This window comes from Gammaproteobacteria bacterium (assembly GCA_021648145.1).
In the GTDB taxonomy this organism is placed as follows: domain Bacteria; phylum Pseudomonadota; class Gammaproteobacteria; order JAADGQ01; family JAADGQ01; genus S141-38.
The window spans coordinates 1-17,710 of sequence record JAKITI010000011.1 but is presented as its reverse complement, the minus strand read 5'-3'; the positions used below and the strand labels follow the sequence as shown (position 1 = coordinate 17,710).

Annotated in this window: 17 protein-coding genes and 1 pseudogene; 2 read left to right on the top strand and 16 right to left on the bottom strand. The window is 47.2% G+C overall.

All coding sequences use genetic code 11. The annotated features are described in order from the left end of the window. Positions 1-52: 52 nt before the first annotated feature. The 12 genes from L3J70_08290 to L3J70_08235 all read right to left on the bottom strand — a co-directional run bounded on the left by L3J70_08290 (position 53) and on the right by L3J70_08235 (position 9,988). Entirely contained in the window at positions 53-1,657 is a 1,605-nt protein-coding gene (locus L3J70_08290; GenBank protein ID MCF6236349.1) for an FAD-dependent oxidoreductase, read from the bottom strand. Continuing rightward, a complete protein-coding gene (locus L3J70_08285) occupies positions 1,650-2,627 on the bottom strand; it encodes a thiamine pyrophosphate-dependent enzyme (protein ID MCF6236348.1) in 978 nt (325 codons plus the stop codon). The genes L3J70_08290 and L3J70_08285 overlap by 8 nt, the downstream gene beginning before the upstream one ends. After that, positions 2,620-3,765 carry a pyruvate ferredoxin oxidoreductase gene (porA, locus tag L3J70_08280; GenBank protein ID MCF6236347.1) on the bottom strand — a complete coding sequence of 382 codons (1,146 nt, stop codon included), beginning with the start codon at positions 3,763-3,765 and terminating at the stop codon, positions 2,620-2,622. The genes L3J70_08285 and porA overlap by 8 nt, the downstream gene beginning before the upstream one ends. 44 nt (positions 3,766-3,809) lie before the next feature. Beyond that, a complete protein-coding gene (locus L3J70_08275; GenBank protein MCF6236346.1) occupies positions 3,810-4,397 on the bottom strand; it encodes a 2-oxoacid:acceptor oxidoreductase family protein in 588 nt (195 codons plus the stop codon). Then, complete coding sequence (locus L3J70_08270; protein ID MCF6236345.1) at positions 4,384-4,809, bottom strand: hypothetical protein; 426 nt, start codon at positions 4,807-4,809, stop codon at positions 4,384-4,386. Before L3J70_08270 ends, L3J70_08275 begins: the two co-directional genes overlap by 14 nt. Before the next feature lie 241 nt (positions 4,810-5,050). Then, on the bottom strand, positions 5,051-5,341 hold the full coding sequence (locus L3J70_08265) for a cytochrome c (GenBank protein ID MCF6236344.1): 291 nt from the start codon (positions 5,339-5,341) through the stop codon (positions 5,051-5,053). Between the two features lie 28 nt (positions 5,342-5,369). Continuing rightward, on the bottom strand, positions 5,370-6,620 hold the full coding sequence (locus L3J70_08260) for a hypothetical protein (GenBank protein MCF6236343.1): 1,251 nt from the start codon (positions 6,618-6,620) through the stop codon (positions 5,370-5,372). Next, positions 6,613-8,076, bottom strand: coding sequence for a cyclopropane-fatty-acyl-phospholipid synthase family protein (locus L3J70_08255; GenBank protein MCF6236342.1), 1,464 nt, complete (start codon positions 8,074-8,076; stop codon positions 6,613-6,615). Before L3J70_08255 ends, L3J70_08260 begins: the two co-directional genes overlap by 8 nt. Before the next feature lie 8 nt (positions 8,077-8,084). Beyond that, on the bottom strand, positions 8,085-8,360 hold the full coding sequence (locus L3J70_08250) for a DUF5676 family membrane protein (GenBank protein ID MCF6236341.1): 276 nt from the start codon (positions 8,358-8,360) through the stop codon (positions 8,085-8,087). Then, positions 8,357-8,647, bottom strand: a complete 291-nt coding sequence (locus tag L3J70_08245; protein ID MCF6236340.1) for a YHS domain-containing protein — start codon at positions 8,645-8,647, stop codon at positions 8,357-8,359. The genes L3J70_08250 and L3J70_08245 overlap by 4 nt, the downstream gene beginning before the upstream one ends. Before the next feature lie 65 nt (positions 8,648-8,712). Beyond that, positions 8,713-9,252 (bottom strand): isoprenylcysteine carboxylmethyltransferase family protein, encoded by a 540-nt coding sequence (locus tag L3J70_08240; protein MCF6236339.1) that lies wholly within the window; start codon positions 9,250-9,252, stop codon positions 8,713-8,715. A gap of 130 nt (positions 9,253-9,382) precedes the next feature. Then, positions 9,383-9,988: a DUF2231 domain-containing protein gene (locus tag L3J70_08235; GenBank protein MCF6236338.1), complete on the bottom strand. Its 606-nt coding sequence runs from the start codon at positions 9,986-9,988 to the stop codon at positions 9,383-9,385. Between the two features lie 316 nt (positions 9,989-10,304). On the opposite strand from L3J70_08235, the gene L3J70_08230 reads away from it, so the two are divergent. Both L3J70_08230 and L3J70_08225 read left to right on the top strand, forming a co-directional pair. Continuing rightward, positions 10,305-12,794 carry a multicopper oxidase family protein gene (locus L3J70_08230; protein MCF6236337.1) on the top strand — a complete coding sequence of 830 codons (2,490 nt, stop codon included), beginning with the start codon at positions 10,305-10,307 and terminating at the stop codon, positions 12,792-12,794. 464 nt (positions 12,795-13,258) lie between these two features. Further along, entirely contained in the window at positions 13,259-14,320 is a 1,062-nt protein-coding gene (locus L3J70_08225; protein MCF6236336.1) for a DUF4325 domain-containing protein, read from the top strand. A 92-nt stretch (positions 14,321-14,412) separates the two neighbouring features. On the opposite strand, the pseudogene L3J70_08220 reads toward L3J70_08225, so the two are convergent. The 4 genes and pseudogenes from L3J70_08220 to L3J70_08205 all read right to left on the bottom strand — a co-directional run. Next, a pseudogene (locus L3J70_08220) lies at positions 14,413-15,658 on the bottom strand (IS256 family transposase). Positions 15,659-15,891: 233 nt separating this feature from the next. Then, positions 15,892-16,185: a transposase gene (locus tag L3J70_08215; GenBank protein MCF6236335.1), complete on the bottom strand. Its 294-nt coding sequence runs from the start codon at positions 16,183-16,185 to the stop codon at positions 15,892-15,894. A 115-nt stretch (positions 16,186-16,300) separates the two neighbouring features. Then, positions 16,301-17,188 carry a hypothetical protein gene (locus L3J70_08210; GenBank protein ID MCF6236334.1) on the bottom strand — a complete coding sequence of 296 codons (888 nt, stop codon included), beginning with the start codon at positions 17,186-17,188 and terminating at the stop codon, positions 16,301-16,303. A 166-nt stretch (positions 17,189-17,354) separates the two neighbouring features. Beyond that, positions 17,355-17,710: ATP-binding cassette domain-containing protein (locus tag L3J70_08205; GenBank protein ID MCF6236333.1), on the bottom strand; the 356-nt coding region annotated here is incomplete at its 5' end.

The following is a 17,710-nucleotide window of genomic DNA, read 5'->3' as shown; positions in this document are numbered from 1 at the left end:
AATATCTCTCCTCTGAAGAGCTTTAGCTGGTGTGTAAAATTAAAAATTCTGCTCATATTTTTTCCATATCAATGTGCCCACACGGGCACTCCTGCGCACAAATCCCACACCCCTTGCAGTAGTCGTAATCAATGGTATAACCGCCCTCTTTTTTAATCACTGCCGCATCAGGGCAGAAGTGCCAGCAGTTGTCACACTCAAAACAGACACCACAACTCAGGCAGCGCTTTGCCTCCTGCACTGCATCATCGTCAGCCAGCCCAGTAACAACTTCGTTAAAGCCATCAAACCGCTGTTCTCGGGTTTCACCTTCGCGACGCGGTTGCTTGGAGTAGTAATGCAACTGCATTTGTCGATAAGTAATTTTTGCCTTTTTATGATCCTTATGAACGGGTGCCTCTTCCCTTAAATTCGCCATCATCGACATCGCAGCCTGATAACCACTACCCACGGCGGTGACAGCCAGCTTTGACTTACTCACCGCATCACCACCAAACCAAACACGTTCTGATTCGTTAGCTTGGCTCAACCCCTCCAATCCCTGCCAATCCACCTCCTGACCAATGGCAAAGACCACCAGACCGGCAGCGATAAACTCTTCCGTACCATCAAAAAACTTGGGGTTAAAATTACCCTGCCGGTCATGCACATGCTCCACGTGGGCGATTTCAACGCCTGACAAATGCTCGCCACTACGCACCAAATGGCGCACGCCGACACGGTAAATCAACTGAACCCCTTCGGCCTCTGCCTCGATGACCTCGGTTAATGAAGCGGGCATTTCTGTACCCAACTCGCGGTGATGACTGGCGTGCGGGTCTTGCGCGCAAACCACCACGGCATTGGCTCCCAGACGACGAACGCAACGCGCCACATCAATAGCAGTATTACCACCGCCGATGATCGCGACCTGTTTGGGCAGTGATACCGGCTCGCCACGATTGAGGCGACTCAGAAAATCAAGACCACTCATGACGCTGTGGTTAGAGTTGTCTCCACGATATTGACGCGGCTGCTGCGTGCCGATGGCGATAAAAACCAGATCAAATTGATCGCGCAGCTCGTCTTCATTGACACGGGTATTAAGGCGCAGTGTGATTCCCAGATCGAGAATCGCATTGATCTCTTTTGCTAACACCGACTTGGGCAGACGGTAATCCGGCACGGCGCTATGCAATGTGCCGCCAGGCGCATCTTGCGCGTCGAAAATAGTGACCGAATAGCCGTGCCGCGCCAGTTGAAAGGCGCAAGAGAGACCCGCCGGGCCTGCACCCACAATCGCCACGCGCTGTGTTTGGGGTTGAGCGTCCATCGATTCATGCCGCCAACCCTGAGCAATCGCCATGTCGCCAAGATAACGCTCCATCGCATGGATGTTGACCGCACTATCGAGATGCTTTCGATTACAAGCCGATTCACAGGCGTGATAACAGATACGCCCCATGGTCGACGGAAACGGATTGCGCTCGGTGAGCTTGCGCCAGGCGGCTTGCCACTGCTTTTCACTCGCCAGCGCCAGCCAAGCCTGAATATCTTCAGAAGCAGGACAGACCTGACTGCAGGGCGGCCATTTATCGAGGTAGACAGGCTGCTGGGTACGCCAGTCACCGGTGTGATAAGCGGTACTACTACCCGGTTCGATTTCGAGATTAGCCATGTTCCCTCTCCTCCCAGTAACCACCTCGGCCATTGCGTTCACTCTGCATCGCCGTCTCGGTATCCCATTGCGTATCGGCATCAAGCAGGCCGTAACGGTGAATACGCGCATCGGCCAGCGCTTGCAGGTGGCGCAGTTCCACCGCGCCCGCTTTGTTAGCAAACAGATGTTTGAAACGTCCCTGTGGGCGTAAATATTCCTCCACGGGTTTCTGCTCGGCCAGGCGCATCACGCCGGTGAGTTCACCGTGTTCCAGCTCCACTAATGGAAATAGTCCCGTCTCCACCGCCAGCCGCGCGACGCTTACCGACAGCGCGCTGTCATGCACCCAGCCCAACGGGCAGGGTGATAAAATTTGAAGAAAGCGTGGCCCCTTAATGCGCATCGCCTTCTCGACTTTGGCTTTAAGATCAGGAAAGTAGGCAATCGTTGCTGTGGCTGCGTAAGGCATGTTGTGAGCCGCGATAATGGAGATCACATCTTTTTTAATCTCCTTCTTACCTTGGCTAAACTGCCCCGGTGGTGAGGTGCTGGTGCGCACCGCATGGGGCGTGGAGCCAGAACGCTGTACGCCGGTATTCATATAAGCCTCGTTGTCGTAGCAGACAAAAAGCACATCGTGGCCACGTTCAATCATGCCGGAGAGGCATTGCAAACCGATATCAAAAGTACCGCCGTCTCCAGCCTGCACCACCACTGGCGTACTCTTGCCCTTGATACGCAGAGCCGCTTCAACGCCCGAAGCCACGGCGGCCGCATTGGCAAATACCGAGTGAATCCACGGTGCCTGCCAGGCGGACTGTTGGTTATGGGTCGTGAAGACTTGCAGACAGCCAGTAGCATTGATGTAGATCGCATCGGGACCGATCAGATCACTGACCATGCGTGCCGCCATCGCTTCACCACAACCGGAGCAGGCGCGATGGCCGGAGGTGAGGACGTTGTGACGAAAGGAATCGCGATTATCCATTGTTCGTGGCCTCCATATTTTTCTGAGGGAGGGATACGTGGTCGGGCGCAAACTGAAACGTTGTACCTACCTCATTTATGCTCGATTCCTGAAACAGTGCTTCGATCACATCCGGGGTCAAATCACGCCCACCCAGACCACCAATCACACTCTCCACGGGTGTCATGATGCCCGCTTGATGCAAAGCGGCTCGCAGCTCGGCAGCCACGATACCGCCTGCACCGATACTGATCGCTTTCTCCAGCACGATAATTCGTTTCGCACCGCCCAGATGTTCGACCAAAGCTTGCACCGGAAAAGGGCGAAAACAACGTAGGCGTAGCGCACCCACCGCCTGACCTTGGTCGCGCAGCTTATCAACCACATCACACACCGCGCCCATCAAAGAACCCATGCCCAGTAACACCGTCTCTGCCCCATCCAGTTGGTAGGGCTGAAGCAAACCGCCATGTGATCGGCCAAACTGCTCGTTAAATTCCGCATCAAATGCTTCGATCACTGGCGCGGCATCTTCCATCGCGCTCTGCTGGGCGGCACGATATTCCTGAAAATTATCCGCTTCGCTAGCGCCACCCAATGTCATTGGACGGGTCGGGTCAAGGGTGCGGGAAAATTGGAATGATGGAAGAAAATTATCCACCATCGCTTGTGTTGGCAGGTCCACTGGCTCAAAAGTATGCGTCAGTAAAAAGCCATCCATGCAAACCATCACCGGCAGACCGCACGCCTCGGCAATGCGATAGGCTTGAATCAAGGTATCCACAGCCTCCTGATTGGTTTCGACATAGAGCTGAACCCAACCGGCATCACGCACCGACATGCTATCTTGATGGTCACTAAAAATATTGATCGGCGCACCCACTGCCCGATTGGCACAGACCATCACTACCGGCAGACGTAAACCAGCAATGTTGTAGAGCACTTCGGTCATTAGCAGCAGACCTTGTGAAGCAGTGGCAGTAAACGATCTCGCTCCGGCAGCGACTGCCCCCAGAACAATAGAAGCAGCACCGAACTCACTTTCGGCATTGATGAACTCGGCCTTCAATTCGCCATCAGCCACATGCTGCGCTAGCCGTTCAATGATGTGGGTCTGAGGGGTGATGGGATAGGCCGCCACCACCTGCGGCTGACACAAACGCACCGCCTCGGCCACGGCTTGTGAACCCTCTAATAGCTGTTTCATGTAACCCCCTCCGGCTCTGCCACGAATTGATAACCTTCACGTACCGCGTCGATATTCGCTTTCACGACTGCCTCGCCTTTGCTTGCTAGATGGTTGTTTATCGCCTGCTCCAGTGCCGCCAGACTCACCCATTCTGTCGCTGCCGCCAACGCACCCAATAAAACAGTATTGGGTAACGGGCGGCCAATATGGCGCTCACCAATCTGGCTGGCGGGTAGACAGACCCAGCGAAAACCGTTATCAGTATCTGCTGGCTTTTCAGCGGCGTTCAATACAATAAGCCCACCCAGATTTAATCCCTGTAGCAACGGCTCTGAGCGCAGCAGACCGGCATCTTGAATCACCACCGCATCGGGTTTGTAGACCTGATTATGGGCGCGAATAACAGCACGGCTAATGCGCACATAGGCTTCTACCGGCGCACCACGCCGTTCAGAACCAAACTTAGGAAATGCCTGACTTTCAAAGCCATCTTCAAACGCCGCCAGCGCCAACAACGCAGCAGCGGAGACGGTGCCTTGACCACCGCGACCGTGTAAGCGAATTTCGTGGAAATCGGCAATTGTGGTCTCACTGTTCTTCACTTGAAACCTCCACACGACAACGCAAAAACCAGATTTGATAGAGTGAAATGAGAATTTGTAACGCCCACGACAGCCCCAGCAGACCCCCGGCGAAAATCACGGTATAAGCGTAAGTCGGATCCCACTTGGTGAGAAACCAGGCGGAAATATCGACAAAAATAGCGATAAATGGTAACAAGGTCAGAGTGTACTGGAACCATGCCGGTAGCAGGGCGAAGCGAAATACCAAGCCAATACCAAGCGCAACCAAGGCGATACCAAACAGGTGGATATGTGACACCTTCATCAAGCTATGCAACGAGATGCCGGTATCAACATTGGCCACCTGCTTGACCCCTTCGTAGGTGGAGAGATCAGGAATCTGTAAACCAGAACCCGCACTGTGACACGCCACACAGCGTTCGTCGAACATCGGTTTGATGAGACCTTCATACTCCTCCAATCACGCAGCGCCCGATGGGAGAGTGTTTTGTACTGGCCAAAAAGAATGGCGTTAATGATCGGTTGATGATCAAAAAACCAGACACCCCAGCGCCATAGATAAGCCCACCAGTAATGGCGCACCAGATATTCTGGTTGACCATCGCGAAAACGACACCAAACACCTGAACATGACTCGCTATTTTTACACTGCTGTGATGACATCTAATATCTCATTGGTTTGCTAACAGATATTCAACTAACGCATCTATCTGCGCGCCAGTCAGTTTATCTTCATAAGCAGGCATAGCGTTTTTGCCCTTGGTGGTGATTTGACGTAAGACTTCCTCGTTGTTGCTCATGGTATTGATTGCGGGCCCCAGCTTTTTTTTGTCAATGGCGTGGCAGAGAGAACACTTCTGTTTGAAAAGTTGTTCTGCATCTGGCTGCTCAGCAGCAGAGACTGCGAGTGCTGGAGCAAAAAATAGAGCAATAAAAAATAATCTGTTCTGATTGTTAGTCATACTGGATTCCTCTTTGTTTAAATTGAATTTAAAATCCTCGCAATCGAATCGCTCGTTCAACCCGTTTGATCGCCAGTTCGTAAGCCGCGCTACGCATATCAATTTGTTGTTCTTGTGCCAGATCACGCACAGTATCGTAGGTGCTGGAGAGTCGTTTTTCCAAACGGCTCAACACCAATTCCCGTTCCCACGGAAATTGCTGAAGGTTTTGTACCCACTCATAATAAGAGGCCAGCACGCCGCCCACGTTAGCCAGCAGATCCGGCACGACGGTGATACCACGCTGTAGCAACTGATCATTAGCCCGATGTGTCACCGGCATATTGGCCGCCTCCACAACCAATTTGGCCTGGATGGCATCGGCATTATCACAGGTGATGGTGGCTTCCAGTGCGGCAGGAATCAGAATTTCACAGGGCAGTTCAAGCAGTTCGTCGTTACTGACGGGCGAAGTGCCTGCCAAGCCTGAAAGCGCACCCGTTTCATGCAAATGCGCCAACGCGAGGCTGATATCAATCCCTTTCTCGGAATAGACTCCGCCATGAACATCGGAGAGTGCAATGATTTTATAGCCCTTATTCGCCAAGGTGATGGCCGCATGGGAACCGACATTGCCAAAACCCTGAATAACGACTCGGCTCTGCTCAGGTGTCAGTGACATCTCTGCCGCCGCTTTATCGGTCAGGTGAGCGACACCGTGGCCAGTGGCCTCTAACCGTCCAGCGCAACCGCCCAGTTCTACAGGTTTCCCCGTGACAACGGCCGTTCTGTAACCGTGGGTTTTGCTGTATTCATCCAGTATCCACGCCATGACCTGGGGGTTCGTACCGATATCAGGTGCAGGGATGTCGTCATGTACACCGATGATGGGTGCCAGCTTCTGACAAAAACGTTTGGTAAGCTCTTCCAGCTCGGTCTCGTTCAACTGTCCGGGGTCAACAGCAATGCCGCCTTTAGCACCACCGAAGGGGATATCCACCAATGCTGTCTTCCAGGTCATCAACTGTGCCAGTGCCTGTATTTCTCCCATATTGACATCGGGATGAAAACGCAGGCCGCCTTTGAACGGCCCACGTGCATGGTTGTGTTGCACACGGTAACCCTGAAAGGTGTGCAGTCTGCTTTCGCCGTTATGACGCAAGGTCACCGGTATCGTCACCCGTGTCTCCCTGAACGAAGAGAGCAATAGCTCGCGCTGCGTCTCTTCCAACCTGAGTCGATTAAACGCCAAATTGAGAAAATGGCGTTGAGTCTCCTGACAAATACATTTTTTATCCATCACTACTTTTCTCCTTGCTGTCATCACATTCACACGTTTTTTTTACACAACCCTTTTTGTAAAGATCATCGCGCCGCAGCGGTGTGGCCAATGGCTGATGAACAGAACCAGCCAATACCTGATAAACGTTGGTGCTGCCCTCTTCAAAGTAATAGGCGCAACCCGCCATGTACAGACGCCAAATCCGGTAGGTAGCTTCGCCCACCATTGCTACTGCCTGTTCACGATATTTCTCCAGAGCCTCTACCCAGTGACGCAGAGTCAGGGCGTAGTGGCGACGCAGCCCTTCCACGTCAATGATCTCGAAACCGGCCTGCTCCATGGCATCCTGTACATCGCTGATACGCGCCAGTTCACCATCAGGAAAGACATAACGATTCATGAAACGGGTGATCGGCGTATCCTGCCATCCGGTATCATTAGTAATACCGTGATTGAGAAACAGCCCGCCCGACTTGAGTACACGCTTGACGGTATTGAAATAGCGTGGAAAATTGGCTACCCCGATGTGCTCAAACATGCCCACACTGACAATTCGATCGTAACCGGCCTCTTCGGGCAGGTCGCGGTAATCACGCAGTTCAATACGAACCTGCTCTTCCATCCCCTCATTACGCACCCGCTCAATGGCATAACGGTATTGCTGCTCACTCAGGGTGATGCCATGCACCTGCACGTCATAATGGCGTGCAGCCCAGATCGCCAGAGCGCCCCAGCCACAACCGATATCGAGCAGCTGCTGGCCTGGCTTCAGGCGCAGTTTGCGGCAGATATGATCCAGTTTATCCTGCTGGGCATTGGCCAGTGTTTGATCGGGGTCACGAAAATAGGCGCATGAATAGACCATCTCAGGATCCAGCCACAGACGATAAAAGTCATTGCTGACATCATAGTGGTAAGCGATACTCTCTTTGGTATTGCGGTGTTGCGCTGCTTTTTTATCCCGAACGACAAGAGAGCCTGACATCCGATGCTTTGGCAACCGCAATGCCTGTAGTAGCACCCGCCATTTGTCCGGCCAGGAAAAATGCAGTTCACGGGCATGTTGCGTCAGGTCAAACAGACTCTCCATATCACCTTCCACATCCAGATCTCCAGCCATATAGGACTCAGCAAGGCGAATCAGATCCTGGTGCAACACCAGGTGGCGCAGCACCGACGGCTGGTGGATAACCACTGTGCAAGGCGCATTGACATCGCCGTAGATGCGCTCACCACTCCACAGGCGCACCGCAACCGACCCATCATAGCCTGCCAGGAAACGCTGCAGGATTTCCCGTGCCGCAACAATCTCCGCGTCATCCAGGGTATCCAGGTCAATATTTAACGAATGCTCTGAAAACTCTTTTTTTATTGCTTTTTTCTGCATCATTCTCAGTACTCCTTCAATAAGCCGTTTACGGCAAATTTGTGCTTTCCACGCACCTCCTGAAAGCCACAGTGTTATCCATCGCAATGTTTCTCTTACCCGCCACGAAGCACAACGAAGTTATAAATAGGCACCCAGATCAGAGCGAAAAACCAGCCGTAGCCGTAGGCTTCAATCAATCCTAAAAAAAGGCTTTTCCAGCTAATCCACTCAAAACCGGGCAGCAATTTTTGCCAGGTTTCGTACATTGCATGCTCTGGAAAAAATAGATCGAAACCGACGCAGAGTAAAAAACTGATCGCCAGTAACAGGCTGGTGGCGTGGCCTACACCCAACAATGAAATGCCCTGTTTATGATGATTACATGTCATGATATTTCTCCTCGTTCTTTATTGAGGTAAAGCTCAGGATCGGCATCAAACTTATCAAGACACTTTCTGGAGCAAAAACGATAGAGCGTCTCTTGGTACATTTTGCCGTAACCCTGCTCGGTCTCGACTTCTTTATCACAAACGGGATCAATGTATTTGGCACCTTTGCCATCGTCATGAGAATCACCATGGCTACCATGACCATGCATCATGTGAGCTCCGCAGCCATAACGCATCAAGAGATAAAACAGAACCGCAAAAATCAGAAACGAACCTAAGCCTTCCATACGTCACCTCCTGTTTGAATTCCAAAATACTTGCTACTGAATATTTTTTTCATGAACTTCTACCGTCAGAAACGCCTTCCATTGTTTGAGAGGCGGAAAGAACGCCGGTGTTTTGCGCACATATTCGTTATACACTTCACCAGAAAGCCAATAATAACCAGGATCAATCCTGTATATTGCGGATGACGCGCATAGGAGTAGATGCCGTCGGTCACCAAGCCACCGCGAGCGGCGTGAATTTGTGTCCAGCCTTTTGAAAGCAGCACATATCCCATGAGCATAAATACTAAACTCAAAGCCATCACAATTACCCATGCCATGGTTGAACCACCGAACACCACCACCCAAAGGTGACCTAGTTTGTGATTGAAGGGTTGCAGAGCCGGATAAGCATCGCCCAGCCACCCCGTCAGCAGATAGATGGTCAAAGGAAAACCATACATCTCGGCGAAGAGAGCCACCAGAAAAGCGCCCACGACACCCATACCGCGCCACTCCTGACTGCCTCTCGGCTTGAGAAAGCTCAGCATAAAAAAGAGAAATAGCCCAACGTTAAAAGCCGCCACTATCCACATGCCGTAAGCATATTCGTCTCCACCGTGCATGTTTAACTCTCCTCTAAAATATAGGGTGGGTTAACTCCTCTTTATTGGCGTAGCCCACCAAATTTACGCTTCTCCTGCATAAGCGTAAAGCCTGAGTGCGACACATAGGTCAAGCATTTTTCACCTCTAATCAATGTGCGTGATCATGGCCATCACTTTCACCTTCCATTATCATTTCATCCATGCCACCAAAATCCATCATTCCATCATCATGGTCAGCGGCTTGATCCCCGCCATGCCCATGCCCGCCACCTTCTCCGTGTGAATGAGAATGGCCTTCACCTTCAGATTGAGGCAGTGACATCACGCCGAGACCGTAGCGATAAACTAACTCACCTCCATGCCATGCAGTAGAGCCTAAAATACCGCCTGCGATGACCATACACACCACAAAGGCAGCGCCTAAATGTTTGCCTTTGCGTATCCATAAGATAGACCATGAAGCCAACACCAGAAACAGTACAATGGTGACCACTGCCCAATTACGGTGATCGGTCATCGCCAGATGGGAAGGAGTGTCATGAGCCACCGTGTTATAAGCTTCAAGACCTGTAAGGCCAGTAATAATCGTAATTCCTGCACCAAACCACAACGTCCAACGAGCAACCGTTTGCCATTGCTCTTTCAGTGGTGACTTAACAAATAGTGTTACAACAAAAAGCCCAACAGACAGTGACAACAAAGCCACCGTAAAGTGGACAAATATGGGGTGCAAATTAGGAATTATTTCAGGCATTTAGTGCTCCTTGGTTTAATAAATAGGCCGTTCATTTTTTTATCTATGCTAGTTGTGACGCAAAAGAGTGACGATCAACCGCACCAATTAGTTAAAGAGTAACGGCTGACACCTGTCCATCAAGTGACACTTGCATTACAGTTTTGTAATGTGCTCTGATTTTATCTGAGAAATAAATAACCAAAATAGTCAACTATATACTTCAGCATGACCTGAAATTTTTTCACCATCACACACTTGTCAACCACTCAAAACTTCGTCACTATGCTTAGAACTCTCTACACGGAATATTTTTCAATTAAAACAGGAGTGATCAATGAAAATAAAAAAAACAGTTTTAGCTCTCAGTGTGAGTATTGCACTCACCACTTTGGCAGGTTGTGGTGGTGATGGTAGTCAAGCCCAAACCTTATCAGGCAGTGTATTTAAAGGCCCCATTGATAATGCAACTATTCGCATGACTGACACGAATGGCACTGTTTTAGCCAGTGGCGGCAGTAACGCAGGCCTGTTTCAGATGGAAATTCCTGATCTGGAAGGCAAAGTTGTTTTCATTGAAAGTCTGGGGGGAAGCTATACCGATGAAGCCTCAGGTGAAACCGTCAACCCCAATGCCACAACGGGGCTGATGACGGTATTCACAACCGAAGAACTAAACAGCATCATTAAAGGCAAACAGCACATTGCCATGACACCCGAAACCACCTTGCTGGCAAAAATGGTTAAACAAGAGTTGGCCAAAGGTGGAGAGATCCGTGATGCAATCCAGAAATCCAGCACGCTCATCCAGGCCAAGTTAATTGATGGAACAACGCCCCTTCCCGTCAGCTCTGGTGACGAAATTTTACGCACCGGGAATTTGACTTCGACCCTGCCCGCCAATCAAAAAGAAGCACTGGCACGTAACCGTGCGATCAGTTTTTCCTATGAAGCCCAAAGCATGAACCTTAAACCAGGGCAAATATTTGAGCTGATTGATACACGGGTCATGGACTTAGAAGATGGCAAGCTTGATGGCCAGCAAAACGATAGGCCACTCCAGATCACTGACCGAGATGGCCGTGTTATTGAACTCAAAACACACGACCAAAAAAATAGCTACTACCAGGCTCGCGCCAAACTGTTTAACAACACTATGGATCGTTTTATGGCGGGTAACATCAGCGATGATGAAAAAGCTGAGCTCGAAAATATGGGAATGGATTTAGCCCCATTTGAGCAGATGCAACAACAGAGCAACGATGCCACCGAAGAGACCGCCGCCAACCTGATCGCCACCAACTTGCCCGACTTTATTCACTTGTCTGTGATGACTGATGAAGATGGCAACCCTGATGATGCCTTTGGCACATATACGCTTAATCCAGAACCTAATGTTCAGGTGCCCGTGAGGACACCAGGCGAAAGCTGGACAACCCCTATGCTGCGTTATAACGGGAAAGAGCTGCCTCCTGTTATTCGAGCCAGCCGTGGTGATAAAATGACCTTGCCTATCACCAACAATCTTGATGAGGAGACCACCATTCACTGGCATGGTTTCAAAATACCGGGTGAAGAGGATGGAGGCCCAGACTTTCCTATCGCTGCCAATGAGTCGCGCACTTATAGCTTTACGATCAACCAGCCTGCGGCCTCACTCTGGTTTCACCCTCACCCTCACGAAAAAACAGCCGAACAGGTTTATTTCGGCCTGGCTGGCCTGTTTTTAATTGATGATGAAATCAGTCGCAAACTGGAAACCGACAAACAGTTACCAGCGGGTGATTATGATATTCCACTATTAATCCAGGATCGTCGATTTAAAGAGGACAATGGCGGCGTGCGTGAACTGGCCTACAAAACACGTAACGAAGATGAAGATGGCAATCTTGGTGATGTTGTACTGGTCAATGGCATTGAATTACCAAAACTTGCTGTTGAAAGTCGCCAATATCGCTTCAGAATCTATAACACCTCCAATGCCAGAACCATGGATATCGCTCTGAGCAATGGTGCAAAATTCCATGTTGTCGGCACCGATGGTGGTCTGTTGCCTGAGCCTGTAGAAACTGACCATGTGTTACTAGGTGCGGCTGAACGCGCTGAAATTGTTATTGATTTTGGTGCCTATAGCGTTGATGACAAAGTGATGCTAGTCAGTCGTAAATTTAACGGTAATCAGATGATGGGTATGGGTGGAAATAACATGGGAGGTATGACACGCATGGTTCATAACTCTGGTGGTATGGGATCTGGTGATATGGGGTCTGGTGGTATGGAAAACATGGATGGAATGGCTGATATGATGCGTAATGGTCAGCGTTTTGACATCATGCGCTTTGATATCACCACAGAAGCTAGCGATGAAATCACACTTTATGACCGCCTACCTGAAACTGCTGAAATTCATACCCGTTTAACAGAAGCCGATGCGACTGAGCAGCGCAACTTCGTCATGTCTATGGGCATGGGTAATATGAATGGCGGCGGCATGACTTTCCTCATCAATGACAAAACCTTTGATATGGATCGAGTTGATGAGTTGGTCAAAGAAGGGGCCACTGAAATCTGGGCAATCAGTAACACATCCCCCATGGCTCACCCTTTCCATGCTCACGCAATTCAATGGCAAATACTGGATCGTGACAACACTCCAGCCAGCGGCGTGGATTTGGGCTGGAAAGATACGGTACTGGTGCAACCTGGTGAAACTGTGCGCTTTATCGGTCGCTTTGACCCGATCATCAACAAAGGTAAATACATGTATCATTGCCATATTTTGGAGCATGAAGATGCAGGCATGATGGGGACGTTTGAAGTACAATAGATCACTGAAAAACCAATATTAAAAAGCAAGAAAGCAACATCAATTGATGTTGCTCTCTCTTAATACTACAGACTTAGTATGCGACCAATGGATCGGAGTCCAAAGCCTTCTGGATACTAGGAGTTTCATTAGCAAACTTGTTCAGATATTCCTAAAGAATTATCTATTTGGTGGCGGTCGAATTTGTTGTTAAGCATGAATGTTTTAGTTTTACACTCTGAATTACGACAATAGTAACGTTGCTTTCCTTTACCATTCGTCCCAGATCTTGTGATTTTTATACTGCTGCACTTTGGGCAACTTATTTCTTGATAACAGGTCATAAATTCAGATTATACAGAATAACTACAAATTCGACCCATTACCCAGCAACTTACTCCATGTCACTTTTTGAAATAATTCTATTGTCATTTAAGAAAAATACCGCTATCCTTTAAGAAAGTTAGTTTCTTAAAGGACAAGCTGTGAATAATAAAGAAAGAGGTGAGAGAATAAGGCAACAAATTCTCCGAGATATAAAATATCATCCAAATGACATATCAAAACATATTGCAAAGACATTCTCGATTACCCCCCAAGCAGTAAATAGTCATATCAAACGATTAGAAAAGGGTGATTGGATATCATCTACAGGGATAGGCAAAGGAAAAAAGTATTTTCTTGGTGACGTGCGAGAAGTTAGATCCTCATTCACATTAAATGATGATGTAGCTGAAGATAAAATTTGGAGAGATTACTATTCGTTTATATTTGAAGAACTTTCAGAAAACTTAGTTGATATATGTCACTACGGTTTTACTGAAATGGTTAATAATGTTATTGATCATTCTGGTGGCACAACAGTATACATAACGGTTTTAAGAGGAAAAGATCACATAATAATCATCGTTATAGACAATGGAGAAGGGATTTTTAAACGAATTAAAAGATTATGTAATTTGTCGGACGAAAGGCAAGCGCTACTAGAACTATCAAAAGGTAAGTTAACTACTGATCCAGATAACCATACTGGTGAAGGTATATTTTTTACGTCTAGAGTATTTGATAAGTTTGATATTGATTCAAAGGGAATTGAATTTAGCCATGACCATACTGATGAATATGATTATCTTTTGGATTCTGATATACCTATAGAGACAATTGGAACTATGGTTTTTATGGTGATTAAACGAAACTCTAAACGAGAAATACAAAATGTATTTTCTGAATACACAGAAGGACCAGAAGACTTTAAGTTTAATAAAACAGTAGTACCCGTTAGGTTAGCACAGTACAAAAATGAAAAACTTGTATCTAGGTCGCAAGCTAAGAGGGTGCTAACTAGGGTAGAAAAATTTGAGAACGTAATCTTTGATTTTGCGGAAGTAAAAGCGGTTGGCCAAGCATTTGCTGATGAAATTTTTAGAGTGTATGCTCAAAGACATTCAGAAATAATTCTTACACCTGTCAATATGACAAATGATGTAAAACGAATGGTTAATAAAGCAATTTCAGCGCTTGATTTAAAAAATAAATCTAACGAATAAGGTTAGATCGCGCGAAGCCGCAAATCTGAACCGTTTGTTGAACAAGCCCAGTGTAAAAATAGGAGCTATAGTCAAATCTGGTGTATGGGTCATCAAGCAGCATCACGATCCTGTTGTTCTTGTTTGATGCCATCACTGAATTTCACCCCAGTAATAACATCCGCTAGTAAACTATACCCTCGTAATCTGTGCCAGCGCTTTTGAGCGGTCTCCATTAGCTTTAATACCATCGCTAATGTGGTAGCTCGACTACCACAGTTTTTACTTTTTGTTGTTCTCAGCCTTACTGTGGCGAACACGGACTCAATGGGGTTCGATGTCCGCAAATGCCCCCAGTGCTCGGCGGGGTAATCATAAAAGGTGAGCAAGGCTGCTCTATCTTTTTCCAGGCATTTTGTGGCCTTTGGATACTTGGCTTCATACCGAAAAATGCAATCATCCATCGCACTGTTGGCCTGATCCTTTGTTTCCGACAACCAAATCTCATGCAACAAGGCTTTCACTTTTGGCTGTATGGCCTTCGGTAGTTTTGCCAATACGTTGGCCGTTTTATGCACCCAGCATCGCTGCCCTTTCGTTTCTGGCCAGTATTTAGCTACCGCTTTCCAGAAGCCTAACGCGCCATCACCAACAGCGACTTTAGGGTCTGATTTTAGCCCGCGTTGCTTTAAGTCCAGCAACACATCAGACCAACTTGCTTCGGACTCCCTATAGCCGTCGCTGACGGCGATAAGCTCTTTATTACCCGCCTCATCGGAGCCTATGATCACCAGCAGGCAAATCTTATCGTCCATGCGGACGTTGCAATAAACGTCGTCAGCCCAAACATAAACGTAACGCTTTTTACTCAAGTCACGCTTTTGCCAAAGTATGAAGTCATCTTCCCAGGTCGCTTTTAATCGGCTAATGGTGCCCGCAGATAGCCCTTTGGCTTGGTCGCCTAATAAGTGCTTAAGCGATTCACTAAAGTCACCGGTAGAGATGCCGCGTAAATATAACCAAGGCAAAAACTCTTCAATCGTTTGGCTGCGCTTCAAATAGGGCGGCACCAGTGAGCTATTGAACTTTACACCTCGCCCTGTTCGGTCTCGCACCTTAGGAATCTTCACGGTGATGTCACCAAGGCCGGTTTGAATGGTGCGCTCTGGCAAGTAGCCATTGCGTACTAAACCCGCTTTACCGTCATCACTTGTTAATGAACGATTGCTTTCAAGGAGCAGTTGAACTTCAGCCTCTATTGCCTTCGCAAGTAGCTGCTGCGCACCTTGCTTTAATACATGTTGCACAAACGTCAATCGGTTCTGGTTTATGCAGTTGGGAAACATTACTATCAGTCATGCAGTGTAATCCTTGTTGGTTGTTGATCCGTCAAGATCAATCAACAGGATACGCTGCTACTTCTTTTCCTCATACACCAGAAATGATCATACCTCCGGTATAACCGCAGATCATCGGCTGAAATCAGTACGGCTGGGCATTTTATCCAGGTGTAATAACCAGATGGGCGCACTTCCATCACCTAGCAAGCGTCTTAATCGGAAAGCCTTCTTGTGCTTGAATGAAGCCATACTTTATTTCATTTCTTTCGCAAAGAAGGCGCTGGCCTTTTTTACCCACAGGGCGCAAGTAGTATTTCTTTCTCCATTCGTAAATTCTTTATGCAAGCTTTTGAGCTCTTCACGTTCATCTTCACCCTGCTTCTTATCTTCAATATTCTGTTTCCAGCGATAGAGAATATTCGAGGCAATACCCAATGATTTTGCTGCATCCGTAACCGAACACCCTTGATCATGCACCAGCGCTACTGCTTCTTCTTTAAACTCTTTGCTGTACGTCTCTTTTTTATCCCATCCGAAACACCTCAATGTTAGACTCTTAATTGTCTCTCATTAATGTGTTCTGTTCTATTAGACCACTACAATTATATTAATAAGAACTAGAGCCTAATTTAAGGAAAAACAATAAAAAATCCTACCGGTATTATTTGATTATTATATTTTTTACTTTGCCTGGAGGAATTTTATCTGCTCCTTCTACTTCACCATGCTTAGAATTAGCACGGATTCTAAAGTCATCAATCAGAAAGTTGGTATCGACACGAAAACCACCATTAGATGCACCGTTCGCCCAACCCAACAAGGTGCCTTGGTCAATAAAATTGCCCATTTGAGAATATTTAATTAATTTATCAGAATCCGGAGCACTACTGTAGGGGGTGATTAAATTTTTAGAATAGGTTGCGGTTAATAGCACACCATCTTTAAAAATTTCATAATAGCCATAATCACCTTCTTCAGTAGCTAATTCTAAAAATATTTGAATGTTTGACCACTTACCTTCTCTTGTTTTCCATACAGGCAACCTTTCTGCTTTTGAGACCATGAAATGTCCAAAGTTCTTTTGGTCAACACCCACATTAATTGATGGCATTGCACCCAATGCCGACCCCCACCCCTCGCTGTTGACAACAATATTTGCATAAGAGTGACCGTATTTACCAGAAAACAAATAAAAGAACTTATCGTTATTTTCAACAGGTACGTAATCGCTAGGCGTGAACATTTTAAAGCTAACTTCTACCTGAACAGCTTGAATACCAAGTTCAAAGTCATATTCTGACCAAGAATCACCGCCGCCTTCACTGTTAGGTATAAACTTCATTTCTAATACTTTGCTATCTGCACTGGGGCGGTTTACGCCATAATTTAAGGAAGTACCCGGATTACTCCAAAAACTGCTATCACTAGCTCCCTCAAAATCATCGAAAAACTCCCACTCTGGATTAACTAGCTTTGTAGCTGCGAATGAGTTCAAAGTTATTAGGCACATGCCCACTGCTACAAAAAAAATCGATATAAATTTCATCATGACAAATCCTTATTAATAAAGCCCCTCAAGGAAAGTCGCCCATTTAAAAGTGAGACTTTGCGCAAAGGAATTGAAGCCAATACAGAACTATTAATACAACCTAAATTATAATTACAGATTTTACAAGCACCAAAAGTTAAAAGTGTTCAAAACATCACAATCAAGACTATAAACTACTGTCTGCTTTATTCATCATTTCGAAAAAACTAGGAGAGTTGCCCATTAACTTGCCATAACTTCCATTTGCTTTTAATTTACCAGCATCCATTAAATATATGTTATCTGACAACTTTATTGCAGAAGGACTATGCGATATTAAAATAATTAAATATTTATGTTTAAGATCATTCAAACATTGCATAAAATCATGCTCTGAATGAATATCAAGCGCACTTGTTGGTTCATCAAGCACCAATACTTTTGTATCATGGTAAAGCGCTCGTGCGATACCAATGCGCTGCCTCTGCCCGCCACTAAGCAGCTTACCATCTTGCCCTAATATGGTATTAATTCCTTGAGGTA

Excerpts from the sequence above, each read along its gene's own strand:
- L3J70_08290 (MCF6236349.1), bottom strand. The coding sequence starts at position 1,657 with ATGGCTAATCTCGAAATCGAACCGGGTAGTAGTACCGCTTATCACACC.
- L3J70_08230 (MCF6236337.1), top strand. The coding sequence starts at position 10,305 with ATGAAAATAAAAAAAACAGTTTTAGCTCTCAGTGTGAGTATTGCACTC.
- L3J70_08265 (MCF6236344.1), bottom strand. The coding sequence starts at position 5,341 with ATGACTAACAATCAGAACAGATTATTTTTTATTGCTCTATTTTTTGCT.
- L3J70_08245 (MCF6236340.1), bottom strand. The coding sequence starts at position 8,647 with ATGGAAGGCTTAGGTTCGTTTCTGATTTTTGCGGTTCTGTTTTATCTC.
- L3J70_08270 (MCF6236345.1), bottom strand. The coding sequence starts at position 4,809 with ATGTTCGACGAACGCTGTGTGGCGTGTCACAGTGCGGGTTCTGGTTTA.
- L3J70_08250 (MCF6236341.1), bottom strand. The coding sequence starts at position 8,360 with ATGACATGTAATCATCATAAACAGGGCATTTCATTGTTGGGTGTAGGC.
- L3J70_08235 (MCF6236338.1), bottom strand. The coding sequence starts at position 9,988 with ATGCCTGAAATAATTCCTAATTTGCACCCCATATTTGTCCACTTTACG.
- L3J70_08240 (MCF6236339.1), bottom strand. The coding sequence starts at position 9,252 with ATGCACGGTGGAGACGAATATGCTTACGGCATGTGGATAGTGGCGGCT.
- L3J70_08210 (MCF6236334.1), bottom strand. The coding sequence starts at position 17,188 with ATGATGAAATTTATATCGATTTTTTTTGTAGCAGTGGGCATGTGCCTA.
- L3J70_08260 (MCF6236343.1), bottom strand. The coding sequence starts at position 6,620 with ATGGATAAAAAATGTATTTGTCAGGAGACTCAACGCCATTTTCTCAAT.
- L3J70_08285 (MCF6236348.1), bottom strand. The coding sequence starts at position 2,627 with ATGGATAATCGCGATTCCTTTCGTCACAACGTCCTCACCTCCGGCCAT.